Below are 14693 nucleotides of genomic sequence, written 5' to 3'. Positions count from 1 at the left end.
GTGCCGCGGACGGCTGGGGATTCCGGCGATGGGATTCAAAGTGCACGTCGTCCCGGTTTTCAGCCGGACTCGCTGCAAATAAAAGGCGGCTCTTTTCCCAGGTTCAGTCCGGCTGAAGCCGGGACTACTTACACTTTCAGCGAGGGCTGTTCCTGTTGGTGAGCCGTTCCGGCCGAGGGCGGTCCGGGGAGGCAAATCGTTGCGCCTCGCCGGCTCCACCCGCACCCCGGCGGAAGGACGAAGTCCTTCCGCTACGGGAGGAAGCTGTCGGTGAGATCAGGGGAGCTCGAGGGCGACCGAAGTTCCGTCTTTTCGCCAACTTTGCTGGGCGACAACTACGCCGGCCAACTTGGAGCCTTCGTGGGACTGTTTGGAGAGCGGCAATTCGATGCGAAGCTTTTGTCCGGGTCCGCGGGTGACCTTTTGTTCCCTATCCGAATCAATCTGGCCGTCCGCGGTGAAGAAGCGGAGCGTTCCAAGCTCTGCGACGTCACGGGTGAGCTGCGGCTGATTGGAGGTGAGGGTCAGCAGGAGGGAGTCGAATTGACGCGCGATCTCCACTCGCCAGGCATCGTCCTTTTTCGGGACTTGCTCGCGAAAGCGATCGAACAGCGGCTTGGTGGTGGGATCCGCAGTCGCGGTTGCAGTCGAGGAAGGGGCGACCGGCAAGGTGATGGAGAACGGAACCTTGCTTGCGGGGTGGCACTGGGGACCGCAGCACATCCAAGAGACGTGGGCGGTCAAGGTAACGAGAGGGTCGGGAACTGTTTTAGGAGCCGTGATTGGCACCAGGAGAAGGGATTCGCCGCGGTATCCTTGGGCGGTGTATCGAGCCATTTTCACCGTTTGTGGAGCGGGCCACTGGCTTTCGCCTGCAGAAAAGCCGGGCGGCAGCGACCATTCGACGCTCGTTGCCACGCCGACGATGCCAGGGTGTTTCCAGTAGGTGTGAAATCCCGCAGGTGGTTTGAGATGCAGCCCCACCGTGAAGGTTTCGCCGGGCGCAATGGCTTTCACCTCCGAGAGCAACTCCACCGATAGCGGGTTCTCTTCCGCCACCGCGGACCCGGTGAGAAGCAGAGCCAAGAGCAGCGATTTCACGACCGGATGCTACGAGCCGGTGGAGGGAAAGTCATCGGGCTTTCTTCGGAGAGTCGATCCACTGGACGCCGCTTCGGCTCATTTACTTCCGGAGGTTAATCGGGCGTGGCTCGGCCTCCGGCTGGCGGGCGAGCATGGCGCGCAGTTCTTTCACCACCTCCGGCTTCTTCTTGGCAAGGTTCTCGGACTCGGCGGGATCTGACTCGTAGTCGTAGAGCTCGAAGTCCGCGTCGTCGGATGGCGTGCCGGGCCTCTTCCACTCGACCAAGCGGTAGCGCTCGGTGCGGATCGCGCGGCCGATGCGGCCCTCGCCACGCGGGAAGGCATGGGTGGCGTTGTCGCGGATTCTAACCGACGGGTCCTTGAGGACTGGAACCAGGCTCAACCCGTCGATCGGCTGCGGGACCGCGGGCTTCGGCAATCCGGCAAGATCTGCCAGCGTCGGATAGATGTCCACGGTTTCGGCAAGCTGGCGGGTTGCCCCGGGTTTCATCCCGGGTGCGATGATGAAAAGCGGGATGCGGTTCGCCTGCTCGTAGTTCGTGTGCTTTGTCCAGATGCCGTGATCGCCGAGATGCCATCCGTGATCGCCCCACAGCACGATGATGGTGTTCTTTGAAAGCTCGAGGCGGTCGAGTTCGTCGATCACGCGTCCGAGCTGCGCATCCATGTAGCTGCTGGCGGCGTAGTAGCCATGGATCAACTTGCGGGCGACCTCGTCGTTCACATCGCCATTCGGCTTCACGGGATCGAAATTGGAAATCTCTCCGCCGTGCTTGCCAGCGTAGGGCGGCGCCCCTTCCGGCGATTTCTGATTCGCCGCGAGTTGGAACTTCGCGGGGTCATGGAGGTCCCAGTACTTCTGGGGCGCCGAGAATGGCAGGTGCGGTTTCACGAAGCCGACGCCGATGAAGAATGGCGTGTCCTTCCGCTCCTTCGCGGCCTGCAGGCGCTTGATGATCTCCGTCGCGGTCCGGCCGTCGGAGTACCCTTCGTCGCTCACTTCCATCGACTCCCAGGCGGATCCACGTGGCAGCTTGCCGATTTCTCCGAGCTTCTGATTGGTGAAGAACGCCTCTTCGCGCGTGAGCTGGCCATCGGCGGAGTTCTTGGGATCGAGGTATTCGACGACTTTAGGGATCACCGTCGCGACGCTCCACGATGCGGCTTCGTCGACATTGCCGTGGCCGGTGTGGAGGATCTTGCCGACCGCCTCGGCGCGGTAGCCGTGCTTCATGAAATACTGAGGCAGCGTTACCGCGTCCGGCACGGCTCTGCGGAAATTCGTGCCGAGGTCGTAGATGCCAAGCGAGGTCGAGCGAGAGCCGAGCAGCAGGTTGTTCCGCGAAGCCGCGCAGACCGATTGATTGCAGTAGGCGAGATCGAAGCGCATGCCCCGTGCGGCCAAGCGGTCCAGATTCGGTGTCCTCGCCAGCTTGTCGCCATAGCAGCCGAGCGCAGGCTTAAGGTCATCCACGCAGATGAGCAGGACGTTTGGCTTCTCTTCGGCCGACAGCCCGGAAAAGAGGGCAAGCAGGACAGGTAGCAGTCTTTTCATGAAGTGCAGGGCAGAGGAGCCGGTCGCAGGCGTGCCTCAGGGTTTCCGTAGCAATTTTAGGGAACAAACGCTCCTCGCAAAACAGGAGTTTTGTCAGACGTCCGGGTGTTCCCGGGCGATGTCGGATTTTTCGCCCGAGGCCTGTTCTAATGCCCTTTCAGACCGAAGATCTTCTCGGTCTGCACTGCCGCGCGGATCTTGTGCTCATCCTTCACATACGCCGCGACCGTCCCGAGCGCGGCGACCAGGGCCGCCCAATCGTCGCCGTAGCCAGCGCCGGGAATGATGTCTGGCACCAAGTCCGTCGGCAGGATCAAGTAGCCGAGTGCGCCCACGATCACTCCCTTCGCCCAGCGCGGGGTGTCCTTGTCCCGCAGGCAGTGGTAGAGCGTGATCGCGCTGACCACGGTCTTACGACCAGCGACCACGGCGTAGCGGGAAATCTTCCGCCACAGGTTCTGCGGCGAATACCAGCGATCGGCGCGGTAGCGGGATGGGAGCTCGGAACTCATTTAAGAATATAGCGGCTGCTTTCGTGGACCGCCGCTAGAAGTTGCTCATTGGCTCACCGGTCCCATGGTGCCCTGTGCTGGCGGGGCTTCGGTGGTGCCCTGCTTCGGCTCGAGTTCGATTCCTTCTGCCGCGGCGAAGTCGGCGAGGGCCATGTTGGCGATCGCCTTTTGCTCGGCTTCTTTCAAGACGGTGCCGCTCATGTCCACGCTGTCGCGGGCGACGCGGGCGCGGCCGGCGGCCTTGCTGCGTTCGTCTTCGACCATTTCTTCGAGACGGTTGAGCGTATCGCCGGAGCCACCGAGTGAGCCGACCATGCCGGCGGCCATTTCATTGAGTTCGGCCATGGCTTTCTGGACTTTCATGTCGTCAATGCCGCGCCGTAGCGACTCGATCTTGTCGCGCGCGGCCTTGATGGCCACGTCGCGGGCGCGGACCAGTTCCTTGTAGCGGGTCTCGGCGGCCTCCATCTGGGCGTTCAGCTCGTCGTGCTGCTTGTCCACGGTCTGGTAGCGCAGCGCCGTTTCCGCGGCGGCGTCGCGCTGGCCGGCCTGGAGGAGGGCCTTGGTCTTGGCCTTCAGCTCTGTCTCCTCGTTGTTGAGCTTTTTCACCTGACCCATCAGCCGCTCGACCAGCCCCGCGTGCGCGGCGAGACCTTGGTTGAACTCGCTGATTTGCTTGCGGAGGTTTTCCTTCTCCACGTCGAGCAAGGCTTCGGGGTTCTTCTTCTCGATTCCCCCGATGAAGAGGCCGAGGAATCCTTTGAACAGGTTGGCAATGCGGCGGAACATGGTCGGGAAGCGCGGTCTGCGCACTCGCACGATGGGTGAAGCGGCGGGGGAGGGGCAAGTACAAGCCTGCCGGGGGAATGGAATCGCGCGTCCGGCGGAAAAGTGGAACCGCCAAGACGCCAAGTGCGCCAAGGAAGGTCAGGCTGCTCTCATCTCGAGGGCAAGTCGTGGGACGCGGGTTTCTTTTCAATGCCTCGGAAAACTTGGCGAACTTGGCGTCTTGGCAGTCCCATTTTCTGGACCCAAACCGGCATTGCACCGTCGCCGACGGATGCCTAGCGTCCTGCCCGTGAGCCGTCCGGTCGATGCCCTGCTCGACTTCCTCCGCAGCGAGGAAGTTCGCGGTGTCACGCACATCCACCTCGACGATCAGGCCAAGGAACTCCTCCGCGAACTTCATCGGCGGGCCCGGGCGCCGAAACAAGCACCCGCGCGAGCCACTTCAGTGTCCGCCCCAGTCGCTGCCATCGCTGAAGAACCTGCTTCCTCTTCCCCGGTCTCTGCCGCCGCTCCGCCGGTCGCCGCTTTCGTCCCGGCGATTTCCGCGCCGGCCGCCGGGAGCGCTGCCGAAAAGATCGCCGCCCTCGCCGCTCAGGCGGAGAACTGGGCTCCGGCCCGCAAGCTCGGTACGCTGCGCACCACCATGGTCTTCTCCACCGGCAGTCCGGAGGCGGACCTCATGCTTGTTGGCGAGGCCCCCGGCTACCAGGAGGAACTCCAGCGCGAGCCCTTCGTCGGCCCCGCCGGTCAGAAGCTCAACGACATCCTGAAAGCGATGGGGCTGGCCCGCGAGCAGGCTTATATTTCCAACATCGTCAAATTCCGCCCCGCCACGCCCGGCCAGACGACCAACAACCGCAAGCCGACCCTGGAGGAAATGGCGTCCTGCCTGTCCTTCGTCCGTGCCGAGGTCGAGATCGTGAAGCCGCACTGCATCGTCGCCCTCGGTGGCACCGCGGCGGAGGGTCTGCTGGGCCTCACCGGTTCGGTCAGCGCGATGCGCGGGAAGTGGTACGAGTTCAATGGGATCCCGGTGCGCGTCACCTATCACCCCTCCTACCTGCTGCGCAGCACCTCGGTCCGCGACAAGCGCGCCGTCTGGGAGGACATGATGGAGGCCATGGAAAAACTCGGCATGCCGGTCTCCGACAAGCAGCGGTCGTTCTTCCTACCGAAGGCGTAGCCTTCTTCTCCGGTCTGGTGTCTGGAATCTTGCGATCTTTTGTCTCTTCCCATGCTCCTCGTCCTCACCACCGGCGGTACCATCGACAAGGTCTACTTCGACGCCTCTTCCGAGTATGAGGTTGGCGAGCCGACCGTGCCGCACGTCTTCCGCGAATCCGGCGTGACCATTGAGTGGCGGCTGGAGCCCCTGCTCCGGAAAGACAGCCTGGAGATGACCGATGCCGACCGTGCGGAGATTCGCCGCGCTTGTGTGGAGGCTCCCGAGGAAAAGATCCTCATCACCCACGGCACCGATACCATGAGCCTCACCGCCGAGGCTCTTACGGGGCTCGCCGGCAAGACCATCGTCCTTACCGGTGCCCTTGCTCCCGCGCGGTTCCGCGTGACCGATGCCGTTTTCAATCTCGGCCTCGCGCTCGGTGCCGTGCAGGCGCTTCCGCCCGGGGTTTATCTCGCGATGAACGGGACTGTTTTTCCCGCCGGGAAGGTCCGCAAGAATCGCGAGGCGGGACGATTTGAGGCGGTGTGATGCAGTACGCTGGGAGCGCGGGCCGCTGGCCCGCTGAACGGTCCCTAGGCTCCGGTCACCGCTTCGGTCCGAAGCCTCAATGTAGGCAGTCCCCGTGCTTCAGCGGGCCAGCGGCCCGCGCTCCCAGCGGGCTTCACGTTGCGGGTGCCAGCTTTTGCAGCGCGCGGCCCAAGACGAAGGCCGCAAACGGCACGGCCACGATTCCCCACGCCAAGGGCACATTGACCACGCCGTTTCCCGGGACGAAGGCGAGCAACAGCGCCAAGGGGATGGCGGCAGCTGAGTCCACCAACGGGATTCCGGCGAGTAGCGCCGAGACATAGCGGGGGATCGGCTTCTTGAAGCGGGTGAAACACAAGGTCAGCCACGCGGCATACGGTGCGATCGAGATCAGCCCCCAGTGCGGTGCTTGGCTTACGAACCAGCACGGCATCGCCACCATGGGCAAGAAAAGGAGAACCTTGGAAAGAAAGCGCGGGCCGGGCGGAGCATCCCCCATTCCCTCATATCGGGCTGAAAGAGAGAGGCCCGTGATGTAGGCGAATAGCCCGGCGGCCATCGTCAGGATGATGAGCGCCCCTTGGGCGATCGACTGCCAAGTGATACCCGCGTCGAAGTAAGAGATGAAGTCCGGTGCGAACGCGGCGAAGCCCATCAAGTAAAGCCCGGCGCGACAAAGCCCCATGGGGATCACCGGCCAGATCGCCCGCTTGTGGAAGCGCGTGTAGATCGCGACCAGTATCAGGATGCCGATCGCACAGATGCCGCAGTAGCGGTTCTGCACGAACGCGCAGAGTATCCCCAAGGCGGCCGAGAGGCATGCTGCCCCCAGATAGCTGGACCGGCGAAAGACCCCGGATGGCAGGGCCCGTTCGGGCCGGCGTTCCTTGTCCCACTCCAAGTCGTGCCAATCGTTTGCCAAATTGCCGGCGAAGTAGATCAGCAGCCCGGACGCACAGAGCAGAACCACGTTCTGCCAGTGGATCATGTCCGTATCGAGCGGGATCCAGGATCCGAAACAGAAGTACCAGCCGGTGATGAACCCCAGCCACACATTGCTCACCACGCTCGGCGCGTTGGCGATGCGCAGCGTGGCTAACAGCGGACGGAGGCGGGACATCGCGAGCCTTGTAGCGGCGGTGCATGACCGTCGCAAGAGTTCCAGCCGCGTGCCTTCCGAAAAGAACTGCGGGGTCTCCGGCCTATCGAAAGACGGTCAGGAGGCCCGCTGCGCTGCCGGATTGCAGCGAATGCCTCCCGGCTACTTCTTACCCTTTTTGGTGGCCTTCTTCTTATCCTTCTTGAGGCCCTTCAATTCCTTCTTGGCTTGGCCTGCTTCCTTTTTCGCGGTCTTCACCGCGGCCTTGGCGAGCTTCAGTTTGGCCTTCGCCTCCTTGATTTGCGACTTCGCCTCCTCCGGTGAGGACTGGTCGGCTGCTGGAGTTTGCTGATTCTGGTCGTCGGTATTCATGTTGCGCTTGGCAGGAAAGTTCGGTGCCCTCCCCATCCTTTCGAACGGGTTCGACAAGATCCGAAGGGCGACGAATCTGTCACATTGAGTTCGGACCCGCCAACTCCGTAATTGTGACAATAGCCTGCCGCTGTCAGCATGGGCCCAAACCCGGCGGCCCATGTTCCTTTCGTTCCTCGGCCACTTCCTGTTCTCGCTCCCGGCGCTGCTACCGCTGGCCGCTTTCCGCCTGCTGCGACGGCCCGGCGAGATGCGCACCGCGAATGGCCTCATTCTCGCGGCGACAATCCCGGCCCTGATCTTCGTTTACTGGATTTGCACCCCATGGGGCGAATTCAGCGACGTCTTCCTGTTCTGGCTATGGGCGCCGCTGCTGGTGCTTTCCCTTGTCTGGTTCACGGCCGTGGTGGTGTTCTCCGTGGTCGTCGGCAGGCGCGACCGACTCCGATCGGGAGATTGATTGCCAGATGCCAGGAGGACTACGCGGCATTGGTGCCGAGTACCCAGCGATATTCGGCGGCGATCTGTTCTTCCACCGGACGTTGCATGTCAGCCGGGAGCACGCCCCAGGTGTAGGTCTCGATCTCCCAGTGGGAGCAGAGGTCCGGGACCTCCTCGGCGAGCATCAGGGCATCGCGAGAATGCTGGCGGGTGGATTTCAGCGGCCCGGCCGGTTCGGCATCGAGCGGGATGTGGAAGTGGACGCGCCATTGCTCGGCATCGCGACCTTCGGCGGTGTCCAGCGAGGCGAGGCCGTCGGGCAGGTCGGTGAAGCGTTCGATGCGGCCGTCGGGATGGCGGGCGAGCACCTGATGGAGGAAGGTCGGTTCGTCGAAGGCGCTGATGGCCTCCACCGCTTCCGGTATCCGCGGGTCGAGCGCGAGCGCGGCGGAGAGGTGGATCTTCGACAGGCGCAGGCCTTCGCCGCGCAGGGCATTGAGCGAAGTACGGGCATCCTCGTACTGGAGCGCGAAGTGGCAGCAGTCGTAGTTGATGCCGATGCGGCGCTTGATCTGTTCGTGGTCCGGCGAGGCATCGAGCAGGCGGTCGAAGAAGCGCAGGGTCTCCTCTGTGTTCTCGAAATGGCCGCGCGGTTCGGGTTCCAGGCCGAGGTGAAGGTCGCGGCCGGAGACGTCGCTGAGGGCATCGAGGAAGCCGGCAAGTTCGATGAGCTGCGCGTGGATCAGCGTTTCATCTGCACCGAATTCCTTGAAGGAGCCCGGCAGGGTGGAGACGGAGCCATCGACGCCCTCCGGCACCAGCTCGGAGATGATGGTGAAGAGTTCCTTGGTGTATTCCAGCCGGGCCGGATCGGTCCAATCGGGGCGGAAGACATTGCGCTTCACGAAGGCCCCGGCGCGGAAGTCGCCGTAGGGGAAGCCGTTCAGGCTGCAGACGTAGGCGTTTTCCGCAGCGAGCCAGTCCTTGAAGCCGGGGAGGTAATCGCCTGTCAGGAGTTCGGCGGCGGCCTTGGCGGAGAGACGCAGGCCGATGGCGTAGGGTTGGCCCGGGGAGACAAGATCGCGGACGCGCAGCGCGTGGGTATCGAGGGCCTGAAAGGTGCTCGGCCAGTCCTCGGCGGGGTGGATATTCGTGCAGTAGGCGAGGTGACCGTGGGGAAAGCGCATGAGGGAAAGATGCTGGATTCGGGCGACGGGGCAAGGGCGGGAGTTGCTGGGAGCGCGGGCCGCTGGCCCGCAGAATGGTCCTTGGGCGAAGAGTTTTTTGTTTCGGCCCGTTAGCTGGAGTCAGCCTTTCTTTTTCTTCGGCGGGCCAGCGGCCCGCGCTCCCAGCGTGCCCGGTGGGCGCTTGCGCGCGACGACGGTGACGATCTGGGCTTCGTCATCCACCGGGAACTCGGGGTCGAAGTCGGCGAGGGCGTGGACGGCTTCGAAGCCGGCCTTTTCCAGCAGGCCGCGGAGCTGACGCGGGGTGAACCAGCGCAGGGTCTGCGAGGAAAGGTGCTCGGATTCGACCTTGCCGTCGGCGGTCAGGAGTTCGTAGCGGTGCTCGCGTTCGAGGACGCGGTTCTTGCGATCAAGCCGGTGGCGGGTGTGGACGGCGGCGGCGCGGCCGTCCGGCAGGCTGGTACGATGGTCCTCGTACCACTCGCCCTCCGGCAGCTCGCGATGGAGCTCGGCCATCGGGATGAAGACGCTGAGGTAGAGCAGCCCGTCCATCTCCAACAGCCGATGGAAATGGGCGAGCGCCGCGGCGGGGTCGGGTGCGAGCTGGAAGGTGAAGGCCGGCAGCAGCAGCGAGTGATAGGTCTTGCCGGGGTCGAAAACGGTCATGTCGCCCTCGTGGAGGACCGGGGCCAGCCCGAGGGCTTCCGCGGCGTTCCGGCAGAGATCGAGCATGTCGCGGGAGAGTTCGAGTCCCTCGACGACATGGCCTTTTTGCAACAGCGGCAGCAGCAGGCGGCCGGACCCGCAGCCGATCTCAAGCGAGGGGCCGGGGTGACCGCGCAGCAGCTCATCGAGCATGGCGAGCTCGACCGGTTCGCCTTCGTCCGCCCAGAAGGCATCGTGCAGCAGGGCTTCGAGTGACGTGTAGGCGCTCACGGGGCGGAGCTTGGAGGGCCGGGTCGGGGGCGGGCAAAGGAAAAGCGGGAACTGGAGGGCGATGATTCGTGAGGGCTACTTGACAGGCGGCGGGCGGCTTCCTTGCCTGCGGCATGGCCATCCGCTTCCGGGTGCTCGGCGCGGCCGGGCGGGACAATGCACTTCACGTGGAGGTGGACAGTGGCCATGCCGTGCGCCGGCTGCTTTTCGACTGCGGCGAGGGCTGCCTGTCAGCCCTCACGGCGGGGGAGGTGCAGGCGATCGACCACGTCTTTTTCTCGCACTTCCACATGGATCATGTGGCGGGCTTCGACGGGTTTTTCCGCATGAATTTCGCCCGCGAGGGCGACAGCAACCGGATCTGGGGCCCACCGGGGACCGGGAAGATCCTGCATCACCGCTTCCGCAGCTACCTTTGGAATCTCCACGAAAACCTTGGCGCGACCTGGCGTGTCTCGGACATCGGCGAGATGGAGATCCGGACGTGGCGCTACGAATTGCCCGAGGCATTTGAAACCGCACACGAGGAAGCCGCCATGGTGCGCGACGGGCTGATGATCTTGGACGAAGAGGACTTCACCGTGGAGGCGATGGCGCTCGATCACCTGACCGCGAGCATGGCCTACAAGGTCACGGAGAAGACCCGCTGGAACATCGATCCACAGCGGCTGGCGGCGCTCGGGCTGAAGCCAGGCCCGTGGTTGAAGACGCTGAAGGACCGCGCGGCTTTGCCGGACGACGCGATGGTCGAGGGGCGGTCGGCGGGGGAGTTGCGGGCGGAGCTGTTGGTTCCGACGCCGGGCGATTCGGTGGCGTATTTGACCGACTTTCTGTTGGACGAGGCGACTGCGGAAAAGGTGCGTCGCTGGCTGGCGGGCTGCCGTCGCATGGTGTGCGAGTCGCAGTATCGTGCCGTGGATCTGGAGCTGGCGCAGAAGAATTACCACATGACCGCCGACCAAGTGGCCGCGCTGGCCCGTGATGCCGGGGTGGAGGAGCTGGTGCTAATCCATGTGTCCAGCAGGTATCTCCGGGAGGATCGGGCCGCGCTGCTTGCGGAGGCGCGGGAGATCTTCCCTGCGGCGCGCTTTCCCGATGGGTGGGGCGAGTAAGCTTACCCACAAAGCTCGTCCTGTCGGGCGAGCAGGTCTTTTAATCGCTGGATCTCTTCGCCCCTCGCCACCATGCGATCGGCGGCTTCGCCGACTTTCACCGCGGCTTCGCGCTGGGCTTCGAGGGTGGCCAGCTTGGCGACATGCTCGCGCAGCCGGATCAGGCGCTGCTCGCTTGCATCGGACTTCGGTTCATCGCCGAGGCGCGACCACGCATCGACATTGTGGCTCAGGCAGACCAGTCGGGCGGCGAGGTCGTGATGGCCGGCGCGGATTTCCTCCATGAGGCCGCGGCGGCGCTGGATTTCGGCGCGGCGGGCGGTGTTGCGCTCGGGGTGGAGTGGTGTGACTTTGGCGGGCAAGGGCTGCGAGCGCAGCCGGGTGACCCAGAAGGTTTTCACCTGCTCCACCGTGAGCACGCGGTCGGACGGCGGCACGACCGGGAAATTGGCTGCCGATAGCGGGGCGAGCGCAGCAAGAAACAAGGGTGCGAGACGCGAGAAGATCATGCCCGTGAGACGAGTGGATGGCGTGATTCATTCAACCTGTCGGCGTGAGTGGAGCGCTCAACTTCCCGCTTGGCAGATCGGCCGCGCCGCGCAGGGTCCGCGGCGTGAGCGAGCCGACCGGAATCATGCGCGAAGCCCCGTGGCGGGCCGGCCTGCGTGCGGTGCGGGCCAACGTGGTGCCGGGCCTGATCGTGCAGGGAGCAATGGTGGTGCTGCTGGTGCTTTACTACTTCCATCCGCCGTCTCACGGGGTGTTCGTGCGGCTGGCCGAGACCAAGGCGGCGTGGGGCTTCGGCTACAGTGTGTTGGCGGCGGCCGTGGCGGGGGCCTTGGTGCCGGAGTTGCTGCGCATCGTGATCAACCAGCGTGGCCGGGTGATGCAGAAGAACTTCGAGGAGCTGCTTTTCACGGTGCCTTTCTGGGGCGGGATGGGCTTCGTCGTCGATGTGTTCTATCGCTACCAAGCCCAGTGGTTCGGCGACGAGCCGTTGGCCTCGGTGGTGATCCCGCAGGTGCTGGTGGATCAATTTCTCTACAACCCGCTCTTCGCCGCGCCGGTCACCGTCTGGCTCTTCGCCTGGAAAAACCGCGGCTACCGGATGACGCGCGATTTCTTCACCGCGCGCTACTACCGAGGCCACATCGTGCCCGCCTTGTTTGCGACGTGGGGCGTATGGATCCCCGTGGTGACCGTGCTTTATTTGCTTCCGGAGCCGGTGCAGATCCCGCTGTTCTCGCTCGCGCTTTCGCTGTGGGCCATCCTCTATGCGTGGATGAGCGATGAACAGGCACGGCGCGCGACGGCATGAGGAGCGGCGCGGCACCGGTGGATGACTCCATCGCAGCGGCGCTTGGCTCGACGGTTCGTGGGTCGTGTGCGGTTGGCGGCGGCTGCATTCATCAGGCGCGGAGGCTGGATCTGGCGGATGGCCGGTGCGTTTTCGTGAAGTCCGGTGGCGGGGAGGATGCGGCCATGCTTGAGGCTGAGGCACGGGGTTTGGACCTGCTCGCACCGCAGATCCGGGTGCCGCAATTGCTGGGGCAAGGTGTCATGGCAGGTGTCCGCTGGCTGGCCATGGAGTGGCTCGATCTTCGCCCGCTGGATTCCCGCTCGTGGGAAAACCTCGGGAGGGCGCTGGCGGCGCTTCATCGGGTCACCCGGCCGATGTTCGGGCTCGACCACGACAACTTCATCGGCGCCACGCCGCAGGAAAATGGTCCGCTTTCGTCGTGGTGCGAGTTCTTCATCGAGCGCCGGCTCAAGCCCCAGCTCCGCCTGGCAAGTGCCCATCCTCTCCCGGCGCGCGAAATTCTGGAGGCGGCGGAGCAGCTGCTGGCGGACCATCACCCGCCGGCGTCTCTGCTGCACGGCGACCTGTGGTCGGGAAATGCCGCCGCGCTGCCGGATGGAAACGCGATCGTTTTCGATCCCGCACCCTATTTCGGGGATGCCGAAACCGATCTGGCGATGCTCCAGCTTTTCGGCGGGGTGCTGCCGGCTGCCTTCTACAGCGGCTACGGGCTTCCGGATCCCGCGCCCAATCCTCGCCGCCGCCGGCTCTACGATCTCTACCACGCGCTGAATCATCTGAATCTCTTCGGAAACAGCTATCTCCCGCTGGTCCGGCGGTGCTTGGAGGGGACAAGGTGAGAGGAAAACGGACCTGACAGAAGCCGGATCTGTAAAAGCACCTTTGTTTACCGATCTGCCGGGACGAGATTGCGGGTCTCGCATGGGAACCGCCACGGTGGGCGTCGCCGTAAACCCAAGTTCCGGAAACCCACGTTCATGCAATCCCGCCTCGTCCTCTGGAGTATCGTTGCCGCGCTGGCTGGCTTTTTGTTCGGCTTCGACACCGTGGTGATCTCCGGTGCGGAAAAATCGATCCAGGCACTTTGGGACCTGTCGCCCGCCATGCATGGCATCGTGATGGGCTCGGCCCTCTACGGCACGGTGGCAGGTGCCATCGCCGGTGCGTGGCCGACCGATCGCTGGGGGCGGAAGAAGACACTGCTTTGGATCGGCATCCTCTACCTCGTGTCTGCGATCTGGTCGGGGCTGGCTACTGATCCGTGGTCTTTCAGCATCGCACGCTTCATCGGCGGCCTGGGTGTCGGCGTCTCGACGGTGGCCGCACCGCTCTATATCTCCGAGATCTCGCCGCCTGACCGGCGCGGCAGGCTCGCCGGCATGTTCCAGTTCAACATCGTCTTCGGCATCCTCGTCGCCTTCCTCACGAACTGGCTGCTGAGCAACGTGGGCGACAATTCCTGGCGCTGGATGATGGGCTCGGAGGCCTTGCCGGCGCTCATCTACTCGCTGGCCTGCTTCTCCCTGCCGGAAAGCCCGCGGTGGCTGATGTCGCGCGGCCGCGATGCTGAGGCAACCGTCATCTTGAAAGCGATCTCGCCCACGAAAAGCGACGCCGAGATCGGGCAGATCGCGCAAGCCATCCGCTCGACGCCGCATGAGAAGGACGCGAGACGCCCCAGCCTCTGGAGTGTGGATCTGCGTCGCCCGGTGGTGCTCGCCTTCCTGATCGCCTTCTTCAACCAACTCTCGGGAATCAATGCCATCCTCTACTTCGCACCGCGCATCTTCGGTCTCACCGGCAGCGAGAACGCGCTCGGGCAATCGATCGGCATCGGCATCACCAATCTGATCTTCACGTTCGCCGGCCTGTGGCTCATTGATCGCCTTGGCCGGCGCACGCTCCTCTACATCGGCTCCTTCGGCTACATCCTTTCCCTCGGATTGTGCGCGGTGGCATTCTTCACCTGGGCTCCTCAATTCCGGGCGGCTTCTGCGGCCGTAGATGTGAAGGCGGCGGTCGATGGCCTGGCCAAAGCGAACCCGGCCCGCGTCGCGAAACTCGAGGAAGATCTCGAGAAGAAGAAGGAAGCACTGGTTGCCGCGACCGCCGAGCCGAAGTCAGGTGCCGAGCCCGTGACATTCTCATCTGAGGCATCTCCCGATGCTGTCAAAGCGACCGCGAATGACGCACTGGTTCTCTCCTCCAAGGCCGCGGGTGCCGGAGGCATGATGGTGCTGGTCTGCATCTTTGCCTTCATCGCGGCCCATGCCATCGGCCAGGGTGCGGTGATCTGGGTGTTCATTTCAGAGATCTTTCCCGACCGTTGTCGCGCCGCCGGCCAGTCGCTGGGGAGCGCCACGCACTGGGTCTTTGCCGCTGCGTTGACCACTGTCTTCCCGCTGATGATGGCCAAGCTCGCGCCGGGCACCGTGTTCCTGTTCTTCACTGGAATGATGGTGCTCCAGCTCATCTGGGTGAAGCTGATGGTGCCCGAGACCAAAGGTGTGCCGCTGGAGGAAATGCAACAGAAGCTTAGCATCCGATGATC

General features: G+C 64.0%; 16 protein-coding genes. 7 read left to right on the top strand and 9 right to left on the bottom strand.

Going from position 1 to position 14693, the window contains the following annotated elements; translation table 11 throughout:
- Positions 1–276: 276 nt before the first annotated feature.
- From OKA05_RS28500 to OKA05_RS28485, 4 genes are all read right to left on the bottom strand, one after another.
- Positions 277–1101 carry a protein-disulfide reductase DsbD domain-containing protein gene (locus OKA05_RS28500; RefSeq protein ID WP_264490629.1) on the bottom strand — a complete coding sequence of 275 codons (825 nt, stop codon included), beginning with the start codon at positions 1099–1101 and terminating at the stop codon, positions 277–279.
- 82 nt (positions 1102–1183) lie between these two features.
- Positions 1184–2659 (bottom strand): sulfatase, encoded by a 1476-nt coding sequence (locus tag OKA05_RS28495; protein WP_264490628.1) that lies wholly within the window; start codon positions 2657–2659, stop codon positions 1184–1186.
- Between the two features lie 146 nt (positions 2660–2805).
- On the bottom strand, positions 2806–3171 hold the full coding sequence (locus tag OKA05_RS28490; protein WP_264490627.1) for a YkvA family protein: 366 nt from the start codon (positions 3169–3171) through the stop codon (positions 2806–2808).
- A gap of 45 nt (positions 3172–3216) precedes the next feature.
- Positions 3217–3960, bottom strand: coding sequence for a PspA/IM30 family protein (locus OKA05_RS28485; protein WP_264490626.1), 744 nt, complete (start codon positions 3958–3960; stop codon positions 3217–3219).
- Positions 3961–4249: 289 nt separating this feature from the next.
- Here OKA05_RS28485 and OKA05_RS28480 point away from each other — a divergent pair, with 289 nt between their 5' ends.
- Positions 4250–5143, top strand: coding sequence for a uracil-DNA glycosylase (locus tag OKA05_RS28480; RefSeq protein ID WP_264490625.1), 894 nt, complete (start codon positions 4250–4252; stop codon positions 5141–5143).
- Positions 5144–5194: 51 nt separating this feature from the next.
- On the top strand, positions 5195–5674 hold the full coding sequence (locus OKA05_RS28475) for an asparaginase domain-containing protein (protein WP_264490624.1): 480 nt from the start codon (positions 5195–5197) through the stop codon (positions 5672–5674).
- A gap of 133 nt (positions 5675–5807) precedes the next feature.
- Here OKA05_RS28475 and OKA05_RS28470 read toward each other — a convergent pair whose 3' ends face one another.
- Positions 5808–6794: a UbiA family prenyltransferase gene (locus OKA05_RS28470; RefSeq protein WP_264490623.1), complete on the bottom strand. Its 987-nt coding sequence runs from the start codon at positions 6792–6794 to the stop codon at positions 5808–5810.
- Positions 6795–6935: 141 nt separating this feature from the next.
- Positions 6936–7145 carry a hypothetical protein gene (locus OKA05_RS28465; RefSeq protein WP_264490622.1) on the bottom strand — a complete coding sequence of 70 codons (210 nt, stop codon included), beginning with the start codon at positions 7143–7145 and terminating at the stop codon, positions 6936–6938.
- Between the two features lie 160 nt (positions 7146–7305).
- Here OKA05_RS28465 and OKA05_RS28460 point away from each other — a divergent pair, with 160 nt between their 5' ends.
- Complete coding sequence (locus OKA05_RS28460) at positions 7306–7605, top strand: hypothetical protein (protein ID WP_264490621.1); 300 nt, start codon at positions 7306–7308, stop codon at positions 7603–7605.
- 19 nt (positions 7606–7624) lie between these two features.
- On the opposite strand, the gene eboE is transcribed toward OKA05_RS28460, so the two are convergent.
- Positions 7625–8773 (bottom strand): metabolite traffic protein EboE, encoded by a 1149-nt coding sequence (gene eboE, locus OKA05_RS28455; RefSeq protein WP_264490620.1) that lies wholly within the window; start codon positions 8771–8773, stop codon positions 7625–7627.
- A 120-nt stretch (positions 8774–8893) separates the two neighbouring features.
- On the bottom strand, positions 8894–9709 hold the full coding sequence (locus OKA05_RS28450; RefSeq protein WP_264490619.1) for a class I SAM-dependent methyltransferase: 816 nt from the start codon (positions 9707–9709) through the stop codon (positions 8894–8896).
- A 113-nt stretch (positions 9710–9822) separates the two neighbouring features.
- Here OKA05_RS28450 and OKA05_RS28445 point away from each other — a divergent pair, with 113 nt between their 5' ends.
- Positions 9823–10821: an MBL fold metallo-hydrolase gene (locus tag OKA05_RS28445; RefSeq protein WP_264490618.1), complete on the top strand. Its 999-nt coding sequence runs from the start codon at positions 9823–9825 to the stop codon at positions 10819–10821.
- 2 nt (positions 10822–10823) lie between these two features.
- Here the strand turns inward: OKA05_RS28445 and OKA05_RS28440 are convergent, their stop codons facing one another.
- The gene (locus tag OKA05_RS28440; RefSeq protein WP_264490617.1) at positions 10824–11330 is read right to left on the bottom strand and encodes a hypothetical protein; all 507 of its coding nucleotides are present in this window, start codon (positions 11328–11330) and stop codon (positions 10824–10826) included.
- A 104-nt stretch (positions 11331–11434) separates the two neighbouring features.
- On the opposite strand from OKA05_RS28440, the gene OKA05_RS28435 reads away from it, so the two are divergent.
- The 3 genes from OKA05_RS28435 (at position 11435) to OKA05_RS28425 (ending at position 14691) form a co-directional block, all read left to right on the top strand.
- Complete coding sequence (locus OKA05_RS28435) at positions 11435–12139, top strand: hypothetical protein (protein ID WP_264490616.1); 705 nt, start codon at positions 11435–11437, stop codon at positions 12137–12139.
- On the top strand, positions 12136–12981 hold the full coding sequence (locus OKA05_RS28430) for a fructosamine kinase family protein (protein ID WP_264490615.1): 846 nt from the start codon (positions 12136–12138) through the stop codon (positions 12979–12981). Before OKA05_RS28435 ends, OKA05_RS28430 begins: the two co-directional genes overlap by 4 nt.
- 138 nt (positions 12982–13119) lie before the next feature.
- The gene (locus OKA05_RS28425) at positions 13120–14691 is read left to right on the top strand and encodes a sugar porter family MFS transporter (protein WP_264490614.1); all 1572 of its coding nucleotides are present in this window, start codon (positions 13120–13122) and stop codon (positions 14689–14691) included.
- The last annotated feature ends 2 nt before the right edge of the window (positions 14692–14693 follow it).

The sequence above is a fragment of the Luteolibacter arcticus genome (assembly GCF_025950235.1).
In the GTDB taxonomy this organism is placed as follows: domain Bacteria; phylum Verrucomicrobiota; class Verrucomicrobiia; order Verrucomicrobiales; family Akkermansiaceae; genus Haloferula; species Haloferula arctica.
Note: the sequence above shows the minus strand (reverse complement) of the source record. Positions and strands in the feature narration are given on the sequence as shown.

What these genes read in the sequence shown, in the direction of transcription:
- OKA05_RS28490 (WP_264490627.1), bottom strand. Translation starts at nt 3,171, where the DNA reads ATGAGTTCCGAGCTCCCATCCCGCTACCGCGCCGATCGCTGGTATTCG.
- OKA05_RS28485 (WP_264490626.1), bottom strand. Translation starts at nt 3,960, where the DNA reads ATGTTCCGCCGCATTGCCAACCTGTTCAAAGGATTCCTCGGCCTCTTC.
- OKA05_RS28465 (WP_264490622.1), bottom strand. Translation starts at nt 7,145, where the DNA reads ATGAATACCGACGACCAGAATCAGCAAACTCCAGCAGCCGACCAGTCC.
- OKA05_RS28470 (WP_264490623.1), bottom strand. Translation starts at nt 6,794, where the DNA reads ATGTCCCGCCTCCGTCCGCTGTTAGCCACGCTGCGCATCGCCAACGCG.
- OKA05_RS28460 (WP_264490621.1), top strand. Translation starts at nt 7,306, where the DNA reads ATGTTCCTTTCGTTCCTCGGCCACTTCCTGTTCTCGCTCCCGGCGCTG.
- OKA05_RS28440 (WP_264490617.1), bottom strand. Translation starts at nt 11,330, where the DNA reads ATGATCTTCTCGCGTCTCGCACCCTTGTTTCTTGCTGCGCTCGCCCCG.
- OKA05_RS28430 (WP_264490615.1), top strand. Translation starts at nt 12,136, where the DNA reads ATGAGGAGCGGCGCGGCACCGGTGGATGACTCCATCGCAGCGGCGCTT.
- OKA05_RS28425 (WP_264490614.1), top strand. Translation starts at nt 13,120, where the DNA reads ATGCAATCCCGCCTCGTCCTCTGGAGTATCGTTGCCGCGCTGGCTGGC.
- OKA05_RS28475 (WP_264490624.1), top strand. Translation starts at nt 5,195, where the DNA reads ATGCTCCTCGTCCTCACCACCGGCGGTACCATCGACAAGGTCTACTTC.
- OKA05_RS28445 (WP_264490618.1), top strand. Translation starts at nt 9,823, where the DNA reads ATGGCCATCCGCTTCCGGGTGCTCGGCGCGGCCGGGCGGGACAATGCA.
- OKA05_RS28495 (WP_264490628.1), bottom strand. Translation starts at nt 2,659, where the DNA reads ATGAAAAGACTGCTACCTGTCCTGCTTGCCCTCTTTTCCGGGCTGTCG.
- eboE (WP_264490620.1), bottom strand. Translation starts at nt 8,773, where the DNA reads ATGCGCTTTCCCCACGGTCACCTCGCCTACTGCACGAATATCCACCCC.